Source organism: Paenibacillus sp. NMA1017 (assembly GCF_058895805.1).
Window position 1 is genome coordinate 70,420 of sequence record NZ_JBZXYR010000002.1, and the last position, 18,983, is coordinate 89,402.

15 protein-coding genes are annotated in these 18,983 nt (G+C 48.0%); 1 reads left to right on the forward strand and 14 read right to left on the reverse strand.

The features are described from left to right. Positions 1 to 49 precede the first annotated feature (49 nt). From AC5ELV_RS05290 to AC5ELV_RS05345, 12 genes are all read right to left on the reverse strand, one after another. Positions 50 to 1,033, reverse strand: coding sequence for an AAA family ATPase (locus tag AC5ELV_RS05290; RefSeq protein WP_025718768.1), 984 nt, complete (start codon positions 1,031 to 1,033; stop codon positions 50 to 52). A 115-nt stretch (positions 1,034 to 1,148) separates the two neighbouring features. Next, positions 1,149 to 1,844: a YdcF family protein gene (locus tag AC5ELV_RS05295; protein ID WP_493429403.1), complete on the reverse strand. Its 696-nt coding sequence runs from the start codon at positions 1,842 to 1,844 to the stop codon at positions 1,149 to 1,151. Further along, entirely contained in the window at positions 1,841 to 2,398 is a 558-nt protein-coding gene (locus AC5ELV_RS05300; RefSeq protein WP_493429404.1) for a ribonuclease FAU-1 family protein, read from the reverse strand. The genes AC5ELV_RS05295 and AC5ELV_RS05300 overlap by 4 nt, the downstream gene beginning before the upstream one ends. Before the next feature lie 165 nt (positions 2,399 to 2,563). Beyond that, positions 2,564 to 5,221, reverse strand: a complete 2,658-nt coding sequence (locus tag AC5ELV_RS05305; protein WP_493429405.1) for a PBP1A family penicillin-binding protein — start codon at positions 5,219 to 5,221, stop codon at positions 2,564 to 2,566. A gap of 190 nt (positions 5,222 to 5,411) precedes the next feature. Continuing rightward, a complete protein-coding gene (gene hfq / locus AC5ELV_RS05310; RefSeq protein WP_023989043.1) occupies positions 5,412 to 5,657 on the reverse strand; it encodes an RNA chaperone Hfq in 246 nt (81 codons plus the stop codon). A 20-nt stretch (positions 5,658 to 5,677) separates the two neighbouring features. Beyond that, positions 5,678 to 6,658 carry a tRNA (adenosine(37)-N6)-dimethylallyltransferase MiaA gene (gene miaA, locus AC5ELV_RS05315; RefSeq protein WP_493429406.1) on the reverse strand — a complete coding sequence of 327 codons (981 nt, stop codon included), beginning with the start codon at positions 6,656 to 6,658 and terminating at the stop codon, positions 5,678 to 5,680. Further along, positions 6,642 to 7,490, reverse strand: a complete 849-nt coding sequence (locus tag AC5ELV_RS05320; RefSeq protein ID WP_493429407.1) for a class I SAM-dependent methyltransferase — start codon at positions 7,488 to 7,490, stop codon at positions 6,642 to 6,644. Before AC5ELV_RS05320 ends, miaA begins: the two co-directional genes overlap by 17 nt. Before the next feature lie 12 nt (positions 7,491 to 7,502). Beyond that, positions 7,503 to 9,677: a DNA mismatch repair endonuclease MutL gene (gene mutL / locus AC5ELV_RS05325; RefSeq protein WP_493429408.1), complete on the reverse strand. Its 2,175-nt coding sequence runs from the start codon at positions 9,675 to 9,677 to the stop codon at positions 7,503 to 7,505. Between the two features lie 63 nt (positions 9,678 to 9,740). Then, positions 9,741 to 12,560: a DNA mismatch repair protein MutS gene (mutS, locus tag AC5ELV_RS05330; protein ID WP_493429409.1), complete on the reverse strand. Its 2,820-nt coding sequence runs from the start codon at positions 12,558 to 12,560 to the stop codon at positions 9,741 to 9,743. Positions 12,561 to 12,670: 110 nt separating this feature from the next. Next, entirely contained in the window at positions 12,671 to 13,903 is a 1,233-nt protein-coding gene (locus tag AC5ELV_RS05335) for a putative amidoligase domain-containing protein (protein WP_493429410.1), read from the reverse strand. Positions 13,904 to 14,036: 133 nt separating this feature from the next. Next, positions 14,037 to 14,594, reverse strand: coding sequence for an outer spore coat protein CotE (locus tag AC5ELV_RS05340; protein ID WP_013310588.1), 558 nt, complete (start codon positions 14,592 to 14,594; stop codon positions 14,037 to 14,039). 126 nt (positions 14,595 to 14,720) lie between these two features. Beyond that, positions 14,721 to 15,617 carry a LysR family transcriptional regulator gene (locus AC5ELV_RS05345; RefSeq protein WP_493429411.1) on the reverse strand — a complete coding sequence of 299 codons (897 nt, stop codon included), beginning with the start codon at positions 15,615 to 15,617 and terminating at the stop codon, positions 14,721 to 14,723. Positions 15,618 to 15,732: 115 nt separating this feature from the next. On the opposite strand from AC5ELV_RS05345, the gene AC5ELV_RS05350 reads away from it, so the two are divergent. Beyond that, complete coding sequence (locus AC5ELV_RS05350) at positions 15,733 to 17,049, forward strand: amino acid permease (RefSeq protein WP_493429412.1); 1,317 nt, start codon at positions 15,733 to 15,735, stop codon at positions 17,047 to 17,049. 21 nt (positions 17,050 to 17,070) lie between these two features. On the opposite strand, the gene AC5ELV_RS05355 is transcribed toward AC5ELV_RS05350, so the two are convergent. Beyond that, positions 17,071 to 18,027 carry an aromatic acid exporter family protein gene (locus AC5ELV_RS05355; RefSeq protein WP_493429413.1) on the reverse strand — a complete coding sequence of 319 codons (957 nt, stop codon included), beginning with the start codon at positions 18,025 to 18,027 and terminating at the stop codon, positions 17,071 to 17,073. Positions 18,028 to 18,146: 119 nt separating this feature from the next. Further along, positions 18,147 to 18,980, reverse strand: a complete 834-nt coding sequence (locus tag AC5ELV_RS05360; protein WP_274481628.1) for an ABC transporter permease — start codon at positions 18,978 to 18,980, stop codon at positions 18,147 to 18,149. Between the last annotated feature and the right edge of the window lie 3 nt (positions 18,981 to 18,983).

Here is an 18,983-nt window from a genome sequence, read left to right on the forward strand (position 1 = left end):
CCCCGTTCGATGTCATACAATTCGATGTGATTCAGATTCCTATTATCGCCTATCTTTTGTCCATTTTCAAATCCTCTGGACGTAGCGTCATCAATTCCTGCTTGCCGGGTTGCCCGCTCCTGTACTGATTGAGCAACCTGACAGCTTGGTGCCGAATCGCTTTTTCAATCACGTTACGAACATAGCGTGCATTACTAAATGCATGAAGACTGTCATTACGCTCGTTTAGCAAATGCTCCTTCATTTTAATTATGGACTGAGGCATGAGAATATAATCCCGCTCCTTGGCCATCATCTCTGAAATTTGGATAAGCTGATCCACAGTATAATCAGGAAAATCCAACTGGATTGGAAAGCGTGAAGGAAGACCAGGGTTCGTTCGTAAAAAAAAGTCCATTTCCCCCGAGTATCCAGCGAGAATCAAAATAAATTGATTTTTTTGGTCTTCCATGGACTTTACCAAGGTGTCAATCGCTTCTTTGCCAAAATCCTTTTCTCCTCCGCGTGCCAAACTGTAAGCCTCATCAATGAACAACACGCCGCCAAGGGATTTTTTTACCAGATCCCGCGTTTTTTGTGCCGTGTGACCAATATACTCACCGACCAGATCAGCCCTCTCCACCTCAATCAGATGACCTTTGCTCAGTACCCCCATTTTTTGCAGCATTTTCGCGATAATGCGGGCTACTGTCGTTTTCCCCGTACCTGGATTTCCTTTGAAAATCATGTGATATACGTGTGCATTGCTCAACAATCCCGCATCCGTGCGCATATGGGCGATTTGCAAAAAGGCATATACCTCAAATACCAGGTCTTTGATGTTATCCAAGCCGACGAGATGATCGAGTTCTTTCTGAATTTCCTGATAAAGACTGAGATACTGCGGTAGCGCCTGCGACTTGGTTGAAGCCACTGCTTCCGTCTCGTCCACAGTCACCGAAGCTATCGGCTCCGGGCTACGCAGCACGACATTGATTTGTCTGGAAGGTCTCTCCTCCGACCGCTTGCCCGCGGCGATTCCCCGTCCGTTCATGCATCCATCACCTCAACATTTCTTCAGGCACAGCTTACCCTATTAATGTATTCGGTCTGGCATGTCCTTATTAGCATAAAAGCAACGGGAACGTGCACAAAGCCTTTTCTTTAATTCAGGAAACCCAAGTTTGAGCGCTGATCCACCATCGTTGCAGTGTCCATTTAGCGTATGCCAATACTTCTCTAGATTGATGAATTGGCATATTCAGCACTTTAGATTCCGTTAGAGCCATCTGAGGATGATCAAATTTCAAGAATTGAGCAATCTCCATCGCCCGAGGGCCATGATAGCTATGTGTGATGATCACGGTAGAGGTCCATCCATATTCCTTCATAATGCGTTGGCTATAGAGCAGATTCTCGTAAGTACTGGTCGCATGGTTTTCTAACACAATATGCTGCACAGGGACTCCTCTATCTACCAAATAGCGCTGCATGCCCTCAGCCTCCGTATACGGAAAATCTGGTTTATCCAGTCCCCCACTTACAATTAGACGCTGTACCGTCCCGTTGCGGTATAAGCGCAAGGCTTCTTCCAGCCTTTCCTTCAATCCGGGACTGGGCTCAGCTCCCCACATAGAAGCACCTAGTACGATACCAATTTGCGCTTGCTTGAGCGGAGTGGTAGAGGCGGTCGTATTCATGCTCCACACTCGGATACCTGCCCAGACCAATCCGACCAAAATGAAAATCATCAAACAAAGTACAAGACGCTTGGATACCATAGATATTTTCTTAAGGCGACTCTGTTTGCTTTTTAACTCAGGACGCTTGGGCCCAGTGTCTTTAATCCACTGCAAAACTTTCACCGTTCTCTCTTGAAATCACCGTTTTGAAACCATTCTGCCCGGTGTTTCAGCGACATTTTAAAATAGGGGAACACGTGGGCATCTATCTGATGTAACACATCAGCCGCTGTACGGTTAGCCAATTCTGCCTCTTGCGTTGAGATATGCCCCCGTTGTAACGCCTCCTCCAATTCATCCTCATCCACCAGGAAGATTTCACCGTTTTTAAGCACCACAACATCCAAATACAAATCGTCAAACCAAGGGACTCCTTGATCGGTCACACCCTGATTGCGGCAGGTATCAATATACCATTCAACGATTTGCTCCCGATTGTCAAACATAGCAGTCACTACATAGTGCTCACCTTTTGGATAATATTGCAGCCAGGAATATCCTTTATCGGCTATGCAAAACGTATGACCACCGTAACTTTTCCATAACGGCTCCTTGAGACTCAAAATTGTATACAGGGTCACATATCCTGTAAACGCGTCACTTTCTACATACCGGCAAGCAAACTTGCGATTGGTGATTCTGCGCCAGTTGGCCCGGTCTCCGAATTTGCGCTTCATAAATGATGTTCCTCTCCAACATTGGTAAAACCAGCTTACCATATTTAAACTGTACACTCAAAAAGAACCCCTTTACCAAAGCAAAAAAAGGTATTCTCAGACCGTGAGACGGTCCGAAAATACCTTTGATTTGAAGCCAATTCAACTTACATAAAGCAATACTTGCTAATCCCGATTGTGACGTCCACGATTGGAGTTCGAATGACCATTGGAATTGCCTTCTTGAGTTCCATCCGTTGTGACTTCAGTCGTAGATGCATCCGTATTTTCTGGATTTACCATAGTATCTTCATCAGAAATACCTGCATCCGGTGTAGTAGTCTGACCATTTCCCTGATTTGTATCGTTTCCGTTACCGGAATTGCCATTATTGTTACCTGTCCCTCCAGTACCAGTACCATTACTATCTCCAGGAGATGCCGGAACCTGACCTGAGCCATTATTATTAGCACCGTCAGGAGCTGTATTTCCCTGATCTGTACCGTTTTGTCCGTCTGTAGCCCCGCCATTATCCGGTAAGGTTCCATTCTCGTTTGGAACAGTCCCTGGCTGTGGATCAACCGGAGTAGTCTCTGCCGGAATTTCCACACGGATCGTATTAGAAGCCTCGGATTCTTTACCATCCGCTCCATAAGCTACTACATAATATTCATACGTGTTTCCAGCTATAGGAGACGTGTCTTCACCACTCGTACCCTTCATGGCTTCCATGATTACCGCAAAGCCTGCATCGGAAGTCCCTTTGCGATACACGCGGTATTGTACATTATCCCCCGTCGCCGCAGTCCAGGATAACGATACAATTTGGGTGTCCTGACTATAAGACCCGCTCAGTCCGCTTGGAGCAGTAGCTTGAACCGGCTCTTCTGGCTTCTGCTCAACTGGTGGTTCATATCCCTTCGGCTCGCTGAATTGCGTAACCGGGTGTCCCTTGAGAGCTTCACCCATGACTCTTCCGAAAAAGGCTGCCGACTGCCCACTGTAGTTTCTGAGCATATGTTTGCTGTCCGGCTTATCATAACCCATCCATACTGCTCCGGTATATTCTGGCGTATAACCGACAAACCAGATGTCCCGGTTACCACTGTTACCGCTAATTCCACTTTGGGTCGTACCCGTTTTACCAGCTACAGGCCAGTCAATACGTGCTTTGCGACCTGTACCGCTATTGACTACATTTTGCATCATTTGTGTCATTTCATAAGCCGTTTTTTCACTCATTACAGATTTAGTTTCCTCTTCATGAGTATAAACAACTTGATCATCACTATTGTTAATTTGCTTAATAGAATAAGCCTTTTGGAATTGTCCTTTATTAGCAAAAGCGCTGTACGCCTGCGCCATTTCAAGGGTATTCGTTCCTTTGCTTAATCCACCCAATGCGATAGCAAGTGAGTGATCATTTTTGTCCATCGGAATGCCTACGCTCTCGGCAAATTGGACCCCTTTTTCCACACCGATTTGGTTCAGTAACCATACAGGTGGAATATTTTCAGACTTCGTAATGGCGTCGAGCATGCTGATGGTCGACGAGTAACCATGTAAGTTTTTCGGACTGTATCCGTTAAAGCTCTGGCGTTCGTTACTCAAAGGGGTATCCATCGTAAATTTACCGGATTCGAGAGCTGGCGCATAGGCTACAATCGGCTTGAAGGCCGATCCTGGCTGTCTGCGGCTCTGGGTCGCACGATTGAAGGTTCCCTTTTTGTAATCCCGTCCGGGTGCCATCGCGGCAATTCCACCTGTCTGGTTGTTAATAATGACCATCGAGGCTTGAACAGGCTGATCGTCCGGACTTTTTTCGAACATGTCATCATCTGCCATCGCCTGATCCAGTGCATTTTGAGCCTGGGCATCCATTGTGGTATGAATTTTATAACCACCAATAATCAGATCATTGCCGCTAACTCCTGGCAGGGCATCCTCTGCCTCATCCATGACATATTCCATAAAATTTTGATACTTTTGAACTTTTTCCGGTTGTTTGTAATTGTAATTTATAGCTTTGGCCTCTTCCATCTCTTGCTTTCCAATCATTCCCTGCTCAAACATCAGCTGGAGAACCACTGCACGTCGTGCCTTCGAGTTCTCCGGGTTACTTATTGGATTATACTTGGATGGCCCTTTCGGAATAGCTGCCAGTGTAGCGACCTGCCACAATTTTAATTCGTTTAAGTCTGACACGCCAAAATAGCCTTCCGAGGCTGCCTTAATTCCAGAGTACGAGCGTCCAAACCAAATCCGATTCAAGTAGAGAGTAATAATTTCATCTTTAGTCAAATTCCGTTCCAGCGCCATTGCGATGGATACCTCTGTCGCTTTACGGAAAAAGGTTTTGTCACGTGTCAAAAACAGGTTTTTGGCCAGCTGCTGAGTCAGCGTACTGCCGCCCTCCACTGCCGAACGGGCCACGATATCCTTAACGGCTGCCCGGCCGATAGACCAAATATCAACCCCTTGATGCTCCATAAAACGCTTATCCTCGGTTGCGATAAATGCTTTTTTGAGCAGCGGTGGAATTTCTTCACTTTTGACAGGATCACTTTTTTGCACAGACAACTCACCCATGAGCACACCGTTGCGGTCATAAACCTTCGATGTCTCGTTCACTGTAATTTTGTCCTTGTTGGCTTTGTAAATTTTTTCGCCATTAACCATGACAAATAAATATCCACCAAGTGCGCAAAATATGGCTAACGCCGCTGTAATAAATAGCGTCCACCCCACTCGTTTACCTGTTATTTTCTTTTTCTTGCCCTTCGGCTTCTCTTTAGATGTGTTTCTATTGCGATTGCCGGATCTGGACAATGAATCGTTTGGCATTCCCCTGACTCCCTTTCGCGAATAATCATATGGTACCTAACATAAGCTTAAAGCTTGCTGTCGGCAGCATGAAAGTAAACGGAATGAAAAGAACAACCCTGATCAGGTTGCTCCCGGTCACATTCCTATACAGTTAGACGAGACGGACGCCTGAAAAGTTTCATGAACCCGGACGACCGTCAAGCCGTAATCAGTTATCGCTAGCGTTATCCTGTTGCTGTACAAGCGATACATTGCGTTGCGGTGTAAAGGTGGAGATAGCATGCTTGTAGATCAGCTGTTGCTTTCCATCCGAGTCGATAACAATCGTAAAATTGTCAAATGCTTTAATCGTCCCTCGCACCTGAAATCCATTGATGAGGTATACCGTTACAGGTATAGAATCCTTGCGCAATTGATTCAGAAACGTATCTTGGATATTAATGGACTTGTTCATTTTAGCCGTACCCCCAATAATCATTTGGATTGTTTTGAAGTATATTCAAGGTCTGTCCGGAACTTTCCTGCTATAATTTCGTGTATTCGGGCTGCATGAGCAGAAAAATTTCCGAAATCAGTGACATCTACCCACTGGATATCCTTCATATGGCGAAACCACGAGAGCTGTCGCTTCGCAAAATGACGCGTATCCCGTTTTAGCCAAGTCACCGCCTCTTCCAAAGACACCTCTCCCCGCAGGTAGGAGGATATCTCTTTATAGCCTAGACCTTGCATGGAGATGGCATCGCTTCGCACTCCCCGTTCCATTAAGGAGGTTACCTCAGCAACAAGCCCTTGATCGAGCATCCCGTCAATTCGGTCTTCAATACGTTTATATAGCATTTGCCTATCCATTGTCAAACCTACGATGCAGAGTTGGTAGGGAGATTCCTTTTTTTGACTGGCAAGTTGAGAGCTAAGTGTCGTTCCGCTAACATGGTAAATTTCCAGTGCCCGAACGACACGACGACGATCATTAGGATGCAAACGAAGTGCACTTTCGGGATCAACCGCCTGTAGTCGCGCATGAAGCGCGTCAGCTCCAAACTGTTCGGCATAGTCAAGCTGTTCCTGACGAAAAGCTTCGTCAGCCCCCACCTCGGAAAACTGGTATTCATAGCAGACTGATTCTACATATAAACCTGTTCCGCCTACGATAAACGGTAGCTTTCCTCTAGATTGAATATCAGGTATGAGACGACGACAGTCTTCCTGAAATTGAGCTACTGAATATGGGTATTCAGGCTCATGAATATCAATTAAATGGTGCTTGATTCCTTCCATTTCCTGTTCGGAAATTTTGGCAGTTCCAACGTCCATATGACGGTATACCTGCATGGAATCCCCGGAAATAATTTCCGCGTCAAATTGTCGAGCCATCTCGATGCTTAGTTTCGTCTTGCCAACCGCAGTCGGGCCAACAAGAACAAGTAGTTTAGGCTTAAGTGCCACTGTCAATATCAATCACTCCGTACACTGTTTTCGTTGTGCCCCGCTGCTCTACACGGAAGCCGAGGCGGGCAAATTCCCCGCTACCCCGTTTTTCTTTTAATACAATTGTTTTTCGTGCAATCCGTTTCGCATGAACAATACTTTCCTCATTCAACGCGTCTGGGTTAGCCAACCCTCTCAATGGGCCGATTGCGCTGGAATCGAGCAATGGATCACGGAACATAGGGTCAAAATAAATAATATCTATACTGCGATCCGGCAAACTACGCAAATAGTCCAAATGATGACCAAAACGAACGTCTATGCTGGAAAAGGCCTGATCTACTTCAGCGTTGCCGGAACGGTAATGCCTCATTCCATCCTTGATTAAAGCATAGACGGGGAAAGAACTCTCCACAGCCGTGACTTGTCCAGAGCTTCCCGTTCCAATTGAAAATAGAAGAGAATCCGTGCCAAGTCCTGCGGTGCAATCCAGCACAGTATCACCCGGGACGAGCCGGGCAGCCGTCAACATCGGGTCAGGTTCACCCTTTAATACCCGTTTGGCGCGAATGAAGCCCATACTGGGGTGAAAAACCATCGGTGATTGCTCTGGGCTAATCAGTCTCACTCCGCCCTGTACCAGAACCAACGCTTGATGGACTCTGTGAGCCGCGATTAGCTTAGCTACCGATATGCCACGACGAGGGGCGTACAGCACCCCTAACTCGGCTGCAAGCAGCTTCGCTCGCTCCACAACCTCAGCCGAGGGGGAATCCCCTGTCGTGACCAGTAATTCGACTTGCTTCTCCCGCAGCCTCAACTGCTCTTCTTCACGGTTTTCCCGATCCTGCAACATATATATACTCCCTTACATTACTCTTTTAAACAGCTTCTCTAAATCATATGTGGAAAAGGAAACCACAATAGGTCGCCCATGAGGGCAGGTATATGGTTGTTTGCACGCTGCCAAACGCTCTAGCAGCACGATAGCCTGTCGGTCGGTCAGCTTCTGGTTAGCTTTAATCGAAGCCCGGCAGGAGCACATGATTGAGGCTGCTTCCCGCAGCTTTGCAAGATCAATGGCTCTTTCCTCCAGCACCCATCCGGCCATTTCCTCAATGACATCCGCTTCTTCCCCTTGAGGAAGCCAGTACGGGTAAGAGCTGACGCGGAAAGTTTGACCGCCAAAATGCTCCAAATACACCCCCGCCTGTTCAAACCAGTGCAGCCTTGTTTTCAACTTTTCCGTCTCGGAAGGCGTAAAATCCAGTGTAATTGGCAGTAGCAACTCCTGCGATACTGACTCGGGATTGCCGAATTTTTCATAATAAAATTCATAATTGACTCGTTCATGTGCGGCATGTTGATCAATTAAATACAAGCCCTGATCGTTCTGCGCAATCAGATATGTCCCATGGTGCTGACCGATTAAATTCAGTTCAGGAAAATTGGGCAACTCTGGAACTTCTCCCGACACCGCTGTCAATTGCTCAGCATTCAGACGTTGCTGGCGCGGCTTCTGATCCGCGAAATGACGGGAATCCGTAGCGTGTTCTGCAATCGGTGGCACAAAAGATGGGTAAGCAGCAGAAGCAGCCGTTTCCTGTATCCCCTCGCTGTATAAAGAAGATGTGCCTATTGCGGCATTACCTCCTTCGGACGACTGTACAGGCGTCCCATCAGGGAGCGGCACGTCTCCTCTAACTTCACTCCCGTTGTTTTCTTCCACAAAATCTGCATCCAGTTCATCATCACTAATACTTTTACCTGAAAGCTTGTTTGTCCGTCCAATGGCTGAGAGACTATCCCTGCTTGGACGTTGCTCAAGCTCCTGGCTACCTCTGTTATTCTCTTCGTTCCTGTTCAAGTAATTGGATTGGCGTGGTACCTGGCTCTCCGACGAAGTCACGGAAAGTGGCAGTGCTCCCCCCTGGTCTTTGCCGGAAGGAGCATCCCCTTCTGCACCATTTCCCTTCGAGAAGTGAAACTGCTCCTGCACAAATGAGCCACTGTCCTTGCCACCGATCTCGCGCTTGACTGCCTTCGGAATCAGCACTTGCTGCCCTAAGACAGCTTTTATCGAATCTTCAACCAGCTGAAACAGTTCAGCTTCCTTGCTGAATCTTACCTCCAGCTTGGCAGGATGAACGTTAACATCCACCAAAGAAGGATGCATTTCCAATTGGATTACAGCCAGCGGAAAACGATTGATCGGCAACAAGGTATGATACGCCTTGAGCAACGCCTGATTAAGCCCGTAGCTTCGCACAAAACGTCCATTCACTACCGTCGAGATCGCATTGCGATTTGACCTCGTCCACTCTGGACGGCTGACATAGCCGCTAATTCGGTAATCGAGGCTCTCTCCTTCCAGCAGCAGCATGGATTTCGCCGCAGAAGTTCCGTAAATAGCAGCAATCACCTGCAGCAAATCACCATTACCCAGCGTTTGCAGCAATGTATTGCCATTATGCCTCAATGTGAAGGCCACTTCCGGGTGCGAAAGCGCCATTCGGTACAATACATCCGAAATGTGTCCCAGCTCGGTCTGGATTGTTTTCATATATTTCAGCCTTGCAGGTGTATTATAAAACAGCTCCCGTACGGTAAAATCCGTCCCTTGCCTACTAGCAGCATCCTCGTGAAGCAACAGCTTACCGCCCTCAATCACTAATTTACGGGCACGCCCGTCATCTCCGGCTGCTGTAAGCAACTCTACTTTCGATACAGCCGCAATACTTGGCAACGCCTCTCCCCGGAAGCCGAGACTTGTGATCTGAAACAGGTCGCGACCATGTCCAATTTTGCTTGTCGCGTGCCGATAGAATGCCGTTTCCACGTCTTCAGGCTCAATGCCACTTCCATTATCCGTCACCCGGATACTTTGTAAGCCGCCCTCTTCTACCCATACGTCCACCCGCGTACCGCCTGCATCAATCGCATTTTCCACCAGCTCCTTCACGACGGAGGCTGGACGCTCCACGACCTCACCGGCAGCAATCTGGTTCGCAATATGTTCATCCAGTACCCGAATTTTAGACATCCTTTTAACCTCCTCCTGCCTTCAAAGTGTGATGAAAAATAAGAATAATGTCACTTATTTTAACTACAGGCCATTGGCCTTATTTTTTAGATCATTTAATAGCTGCATTGCCTGTAAAGGAGTCATATTCATGACATCAGCATTTTTCACCTTGCGCAAAATTTGGCGCACAATTGGATTCGTCTCTACTGTCTCTGCGTGGGGCTTGGAGGTGGCAAGCTCCTGCTCTCCAAAAATGGACAGCTGTACCACTTCGGTTGCTCCTTGCTCCAACCTGCTGGAATCCTCCACAGTCTGTAGAGTATCTTCTTTTACCAGAGTCGCTTGCTGTGATAAAGACTGAGCTGATGATGCAGTTTCTCCGCTTTCTCGCAATGTCTGGCCTGAATTATATCCGGTCAAAGAAGAAATATCCTCTGTCCCTGAAACTGTACGAAGATCAGTCCCTTCCTTCCCTCCTACTACTGTCTCAGTACCTGCCGTCACTTGAGCCGCTGCCTGTTCAAAACCATTCAGCAGTCCATTCGCTCGCTCAATAATATTATTGGGCAAGCCTGCAAGCCGAGCACAATAAATACCATAGCTACTGCTAGCCGCTCCCGGTATGAGCTTGCGCAGGAAATTCACCTTGTCGCCGCTTTCCTGCACGGCCATAGAGTAATTTCGCAGCGAAGACAGGCCTTGCTCCAAATGCGCCAGCTCATGGAAATGCGTGGATACCAGTGCCTTACAGCCGATCGTGTCATGGACAAATTCGATAACTGCCTGTGCAATTGCCATTCCTTCACTGGTAGACGTACCTCGTCCCAGTTCATCAATAATGATCAAGCTTCGCGGAGTTGCTTTGTCTGTCATTACTTGGATATCTGCCATTTCGACCATAAACGTACTCTGCCCACCGATGAGATCATCCGCTGCACCGATCCGTGTGAAAATGCGATCCAGCATCGGCACCTTGGCACGTGCAGCAGGGACAAAGCAGCCAATTTGAGCCATAATTGCAATAAGTGCAACTTGACGCATATACGTACTTTTCCCAGCCATGTTCGGCCCGGTGATAAGTAGAATATGCGCATCCGCTTCCTCCAACACCGTGCTGTTGGCGATAAAACCGCCATCTTTCATTACGGCCTCCACCACGGGATGGCGACCCTGCTCCACTACGAAATCATATCCTGTAGTCAGCTCAGGTTTCACGAATCCCCGTTCCGCGCTAACCGATGCCAGCGACTGATACACATCAATTTCAGCCACTTGCTCTGCCAGCTTTTGCAAACGGGGAATTTCAGCGTTTAGTTTACTGCGAAGCTCGGAGAAAAGCGTGTACTCCAGATCAACCATTTTATCCTCGGCTTCCAGAATTAGAGATTCCTTTTCCTTCAACTCCGGTGTAATATACCGTTCCGCATTCGCCAACGTCTGTTTGCGTTCATATCGACCTTCTGGTAATGAAGCCAAATTGGATTTGGTCACCTCGATATAATAACCAAATACTTTGTTGTATCCAATTTTAAGTGACCGAATGCCGGTTGCTGCACGTTCCTTGGCCTCTAGCTCAGCGATCCAACGCTTACCGTTCACACTCGCCTCGCGCAGTTCGTCCAGACGCTGATGGTAGCCTTCCTTAATAAGGCCTCCATCCCTTACGGAAATCGGCGGTTCATCCGCCACCGCTTCCTCAATCAATGTACACAGGTCTGTACAGCTATCCAGCGTTTGTGCAATCCGTCTCAGCGTCTTCGAAGGAGATTCAGCACACAATTCGCGTAAAGAAGGAATTTGGGCCAACGACAGCTTGAGAGCGATCAGATCACGTGCATTAGCACTACCAAAGGCGATACGCCCAACCAGACGCTCCAGATCGTAAATTTCTTTAAGCTGAGCACGTACATCCTCTCGGAAAATAAACTGGTGGTATAGCTTGTCCACCGCCTCCAAGCGTTCCTCAATAAGACTGCTGCTCAACAGCGGCTTGTCGATCCAACGACGCAACAGACGCGCTCCCATGGAAGTCTCTGTGCGATCCAACAGCCACAGTAGCGAGCCTTTCTTCGAGCGTTCACGTACTGTCTCCACCAGTTCCAGATTCCTGCGGGTAAATGGATCCAGAATCATAAAATGGTTTGGCTCATATACCGAGATTTGGGTCAATTGGCCTAACGATCTTTTTTGCGTTTCATTCAAATAGGAAATCAAGCGAGATACGCACCGTCTGCGTTCCTCCGTAAGCCTTGCCCACGTAGCTTCGCCAAATTGATCCCGAACCAAATCATCCTTGGATTTGTCCCAGGCCGTATACACAACACGCCGTCCAACGGGGGACATACGGGATGTCACAAAATCGAGCAGATGACCATCCCCCAACATTTCGGAAGGCTCATAAATGTTAATTTCATCTAGTAGCCATTCTTTCGAATCAGGCACAGAGGTCACATACAATTCACCTGTTGACAAGTCGCACGCCGCAAGCGCCAGCATCCCGTCCGTCTCTGTGACACATACCATGTAGTTGTTGGATTTGTCACCCAGCACCTTGCCTTCCATTACCGTACCCGGGGTCACAACGCGGACAATATCCCGCCGCACCATCCCCTTCGTAGCTGAGGCTTCCTCCATTTGCTCACAGATGGCCACTTTATAACCCTTCTCAATGAGGCGCTGTATGTAATTTTCCGCTGAATGATAAGGCACGCCGCACATCGGAATTTTTTCCGTGGCGCCACCCTCACGACCCGTAAGAGTAATTTCCAGCTCCTTGGATGCAAGAATTGCATCATCGAAAAACATCTCGTAAAAATCTCCCAGACGGAAAAACAAAAATGCATCTTTAGCCTGCTCTTTTATGGATAAATACTGCTCAATCATCGGTGTATATTTGGACATACTGTTTACTAACCCCCACACTTTGTTCCGTTTAAACTTATAATTATCTCTCATTATATCAAAAATGACAGTCGATAACATGAAACCGTTGCTGGTGTCGACACTTGATTTTACGTAAGCTTCCAATACGGGCGCAAATCCCGTGATTCATCCCACTGTTTGCCATTGCGGAGGCTATCCAGCAATGGCGCTACATAAGCTTCATATTGCGAGTATATTTCCAGTGAAACCATATCCAAAATAAGAGGTTCCATATACTCCTTGAGCACAGATTGATTTCCTTCATAAAAGGCTCTGTGAGCCTCCTCCTCACCCAGTGGTCTACGCTGCAAACGCGGATATTGAGTAGCAATGAGAAACGCCATCCCAATCACACCTTTCGCTAGCTGTGGCGAGATAAGAAAACTGGGCAGTGTACGATATTCAAAGCCTCCATACGACTGACGGCGAAAATCACCCAAATTGCCATAATGCGGTCTGCGCCGGGCTGCACGCTTGTCTTCCAGTAGCGCCAAAGGCAGTGCCAAATAGTTATCCAGTGCCCGGAGCAAGGCACCGTTTAGCGCAACCCCGCTGAAATGCAGATGTCCGCCCAGTGGAAAACCCGGTTGCGGCATCCCCCCCGCCTGCCAGATGAGTGTGCGGTCGGTAATGCGCCGGGCTGCGGTTGCAAAAGCTTGACGCAGGTGCTTCAGCAGACGGTCCGGATCTCCACTCGGAGCAGGACGAAGCTCAGCGACTGGATACAGTGTTCGTCCTCGACGCGTAACCGCATCGCAGCCGGCTATGCCGAGACGACCCAAATATCTTGAGGCCGGCACGACCCGTCCCTCTGGCATACGGACTAACACAAATTCAGGGTCCATTCCGATGAGTAGTCGATCTCTCCCTCGTTGCGCTGAAAGATTCTCACCCTCAACATCCCCTTCGCGCGCAGCAATTTCATATAGCGTGGCCAAACGTCTATCGTTCAACCATGGCTGTGCCGAGACTTCGCGCACCTGACAGCTGCGCTCCCCCAGCGGAGTAAGCATCACCTCACCACTGTCCAAACCCAGTGTATACAACGCACGTACAGCTAGCCGCTCCATCCGGACATAGAGCGGTGAATGTTGATCTAGTTCAGACAGATCGTATGCGCGGACTTTGGAAGGGCCTTCGATGGCACGCCTACGAATCTCCAACACTCGCAGTTGATGGATTTGCACTGCGTAGCCTATCGCAAAATCTGCTATACTGCTATCCATCCACTGCACCGCTATGCCTGAACGCTCCAGTCTACGCTTTTTTTCATCATTTGGCATCTGCCTGAAGCGTATAAGCGCCTGTCCTGGCTGCTGCATTATATCCCCCCTACGGACTACGTACGGATTTCAATCTAATTTTAACCCGCAACAACAAAAAAGGAGGGCCTTTGCCCCCTACGCAGAATCAGCCGGCGCAAGAGTAAAGCGGCCCTCTTTTTGGTTACTTCTGTCAGAGCTCGTCGTCAATGAGGTCGGGGTCGAGCTCCTCATAGTCCCCCTCTTCCGCTCCAAAATCAAAGTCTTTGTCAAAATCATCGCTGCTACCATTCGGGAATACTTCTACAACAATCTTCGTTTCCGCCACCAGCTCCACCGCAAATTCCCGCTCGACCCGGATCATTACGCTGCCACCTCCAGAAGACACACTGGCCTCGACGCAACTCGGCTCCTGTGTAGCTTCGGCGGATACTTCCACTGTAGACGCCCGGTGCTTCGGATCAAGATACGAGAGCGGCACATTTTCTACGTACGACACCGTTTCCTTAGCCACATCGGTCTGCGAGTTTTTATCGTATGAGTACCAAATATTGATATCATACGTCCCGACGACCTCAATGCCGTCCCCCGCCGCCACAGCTTCATACTGGTGGTTAATAATCCATGCCCCTAAAATACTCGTTGGATTATTCGGCGGAGTTACGGTATGGGTTACGGTAGAGAATCTGCGACCTTTACCACAGATCGCTTTGGTAATAATCTCTCTACGATTTTTATGACTTAATGCCATTCTTGAACCTCCTCCATACAATCAATCATTCCATACATATGTATGCAGGTTGTGGGCGAATGTTGAGTGAATAGGCGAAAAGGAAAAAATATTATTTGTATAAGCATATGCCGCGATGGCTTGAACTCATGCACGCCAATGTGTTACATGCTGCTCAACGATCTGTAAAAATTCGCTAAGAGCCGGGGATTTCCACTTTTTCGTGTGATAAGCGACCTGAGTAGCCACCTGTTGTTCACTGTCATCCCAGGCTAAACGCGCCATTTTACCTTCTCGCAGCTCATTTTGTACCGTTACCAGCGGAAGCAGCGCAATTCCCAATCCAGCCATGACACACTGCTTGATGGCTTCAATACTCCAAAATTCCAGGCTAGGGTCTGAAAAAATACCGTGTTTATTCAAATACTGCTCAAAAAGGATGCGGTACGTACATCCTGCCTCCGTATGCAAAATGGTTTCGTCCTTCAAGTCGGCAGGCTCTACCCGGGTATTGGTAACCAGCGAATGCTTAAGTGGAGCAACCAAGGCCATCGGCTCATGAATAAGCGTGGTGACATTCAGTTCTCTATCCTCTGTCTCAGGCTGAAGCAAAAAAGCCAAATCCAGCTCACCGGAACGGATCAAATCGCGTAATTCCCAGCATTCGCCGGGTTTAAGAACAATTTTAACCTTCGGATACCGTTCCCTGTATTCACGGATCAGACTCGGTAGACGAAAAGCGGCCAGAGACTCTGGTGCTCCTATTTTCAGCGTGCCCGCCAATTCTGTTTCTGAACGAAGTGCATCCTTAGCCATAGCATGCATCTTGGAGATCTCCTGCGCATAGGGCAGCAGACGTCGTCCGGCATCCGTCAGCATGATTTTCTTGCCAATGCGATCAAAAAGCGGCGTACCCAACTCTGTCTCCAGCGTTTGAATTTGAGCAGTGATACTCGACTGTGCATAATCCAGTATACGCGCTGCTCGCGTAAAACTGCCTGCCTCAACTACATTTAAAAAGGTAAACAAATGCCGCGATTCCATAATCCGCCCCTTCAATCGGTTTTTCCGATGCAAGCCATCGTTATATTCCGTTTTTCCGATAGATTGATTATCTGATAAGCTGGAGAAAATAACAAGAGAAAGAAGGCTTTTCTGCATGACAAATGAAAGTAAACTTCAATCCACCATTGGTCTTCCACAGGCCATTGCACTCTATATCGGAGCTGTACTGGGTTCGGGGATATTGATTGTGCCTGGACTTGCAGCCCAAATGGCTGGGCCGGCATCGCTGCTGGCATGGGGCTTTATGACCCTGCTCATCCTGCCAATGGCACTTTCCATGGGTCTTCTATCCGCCAAATTTCCGAATGCGGGAGGGGTATCGCATTTTGTTACGTTGGCCTTTTCACCACGTGCTGGTGCTTATATTGGGTGGTTTTTTCTCATGTCGGTTCCGATTGGAGCACCTGTTGCCGCACTTACCGGAGCCGGCTATATGACCGCAGCCATGGGCTGGGGAGAGGAAAGCCGCATGTTGTTAGCCGCTGCTATGTTGGTAGTGGGCCTGATCATCAATTGGATCGGCATGAAGGTTGCGGGACGTATTCAGATCGCAGTCGTCATAGCTATCGTTGCCGTCCTTATATTCGCCATTGCCGCAGCACTTCCTCAGATGGAAACAATCCACTTCACCCCGTTTGTTCCACATGGCTGGCTCTCAGTCGGTCAAGCGGCCGCGATTTTGTTTTGGTGCTTTATCGGTTGGGAGGCCGTGTCCCATATGTCAGAGGAATTCACCAATCCCCGACGAGCGGCCGTTAGAGGTGTGACCATTGCAGCCGTCATTGTCGGTTTGCTTTATTTCTTAACTGCGCTGGCTACTGTGGGCACACAAAGTTACCTTGCAGGGGATTCGGATGCTTCGCTCGTATGGGTGATTAGTCGGGCTATCGGGCCATGGGGCGCGATAATTGCAGGCTTGACGGGTATCTTTATTTGTACCGCTACTATTATTGCTTATGTTGGTGCCGCTTCACGTGTCGCTTATGCTTTATCCCGGCAAGGACAGGCCTTTCGCTGGATGGGCAGGTTATCCCAACGATTCCATACCCCCATCGGAGGCATCGCTTTTCTTAGCGTCTGCTTCGTGATCATTATGGTGTTGTACGGTAGCGGTACTGTTTCACTCACTAACCTGATCCAGTTCCCGAACGCCACCTTTATTCTGACCTATCTCGGCGGTTGTGCAGCAGGAATTAAGCTTCTACGTGGTAGTCGCTGGGGCGTTGCCATTAGTTGGATATCGTTTATCTCTACAGCGATCGTTTTCCCCTTTGTCGGATGGGCTATGCTGTACCCTTGCCTGATCACCGCTGTCTTATGGATCACAGACCGAATTCGGCACAAACGGACCTTGAATCAACCGTCTTCCACCGTCACTGAACAAGAAACGGCTACTGTCCGTCATGGATAGTAGCCGTTCAAGGCCTTTACTCTAATTTTTCACTGGAGTAGGGGCCTTGTCCTTTTTCGCAATTTTCAAATATTGATGAAGCTCATGTGTAAGCTGCAATAATGCCGAACGAATCTCAAATTCCTCCCGAGTTGCGGGAAGCTCCATTGCTTTAAATTCTTCACGAACCTGCTCTAACAGCTTCTCGGTCTGTCCCGTATAATGTCCAGCCAAAACGTCATTGCTAAGCTGGTCGAACAGCTCGGCCAGAAGCTTGGCCTGCGGCATATGCTGATACATTTGTGCGATCAACTGCATCATGTTTTGGATCGAATCCAGCTGTTCTTTTCGCATATAAAAATACACATTCCAGCCCTCTTGGGGACGAAGCATCTGATTTTCCAAGGAACGCCCCGCCTCAGTAACCCCTTTGGCTATCACGCTGTTCGCTTCAATAACTTCCTTGCCATCCCATATGTATGCTGGACTACGTAGCGTATTGGCCATATTTCTGAATATAACAGAAAATGTCCGATCCACCTCCTGCCGAATTTGTTGCATTGTATTATCAGAACCCGGCATATATGCTAAATTGACAATCATCGCGGAACCCAGTCCAATCACTAGCAGAGCTAGCTGGGTCAGCAGTACCTCCATATCAATCACGCCGCCGCTGAATACGCGAAAAACCACGACCGAGCCGGTGACGATCCCTTCTTTAAAGCCCACCCGTACAATGACTGGAAACGCCGTTAAAATATATAATGCCAGTACCCAATCATGGAATCCGAATACCACAAACAAAACACAAGCAAAAAGAAGTCCCACGACGGATGCAAAAAATCTCGCCGAAATGGTACGGAGACTTCTCTTGCGTGTGACATCCACCCCCAAAATTGCTAAAAGCCCTGCTGAGGTGGCTCCATGAATACCCAACCCCTCCGCAATAAGTACGGCCATTAATGCGGCAATAGCCGTTTTAATCGTACGAAAGCCCATGAAAAAATTCTGTCCTCTCTAGATGAAATCTGTTTTAGCATTTTCATAAATTTTAAGTATTTTCATTTTTCATGGTACTTTATTTTCACGTTTTACACAAATGTTCAGAAATTTTATTATTACCGATGAGGACGACCGGAAAGCAGACGATGCTCCAGGTACACGACCGCCTGGTACATCAGTGTAGCTACGACTGCAATGATCAACAGACTGGACATAACCAGCGTGAAATTGAATACCTGAAAACCATAGATAATCAAATAGCCTAAGCCGTTTTTAGCCACCAGAAATTCACCAACAATCACGCCAACCCATGCCATACCGACATTCACTTTCAGTGTAGAGACGATTGCAGGAAAGGATGCAGGTAAAATCACCTTTTGAAACGTATCCCGGCGTGATCCGCCAAACGTGCGAACCACTTTGATCAAATTCGAATCGACTTCCTGAAAGCTGTTGTATACGACTAATGTCGTAATGATGACTGTAATGGAGAGGGTTGTCATTAGGATAGCAGTAAATCCCGCCCCAAACATAACGATAAAAATTGGACCTAGCGCCACCTTAGGCATACTGTTAAACACGACCATATAGGGATCAAGCACCCTCGACAAAAACGGTGACCACCAAATAAGTACAGCCAGCAACGTACCTAACAGAGTACCGAGTAAAAACCCCGCCATCGTCTCTCCCACGGTGACACCTACATGTCCCCATAATTCACCACTGACCGCATCCTTACCGATCTGGGTGAAAATTTTGCTCGGGTAGCTGAACAGCAGTACATCAATCCACTTCAAACGGCCTGCAATTTCCCATAACACAAACAAAAGCAGTAAAATGGCTGTCTGCACACCTGTGACTAACCATCGTTGCGAACGCCTGCTGCGTAAATACGCCTGATGTAGTCCTTGAATCCAACGTTGCTCAAGCTGATCCGCTTCGTCCTTCATGCG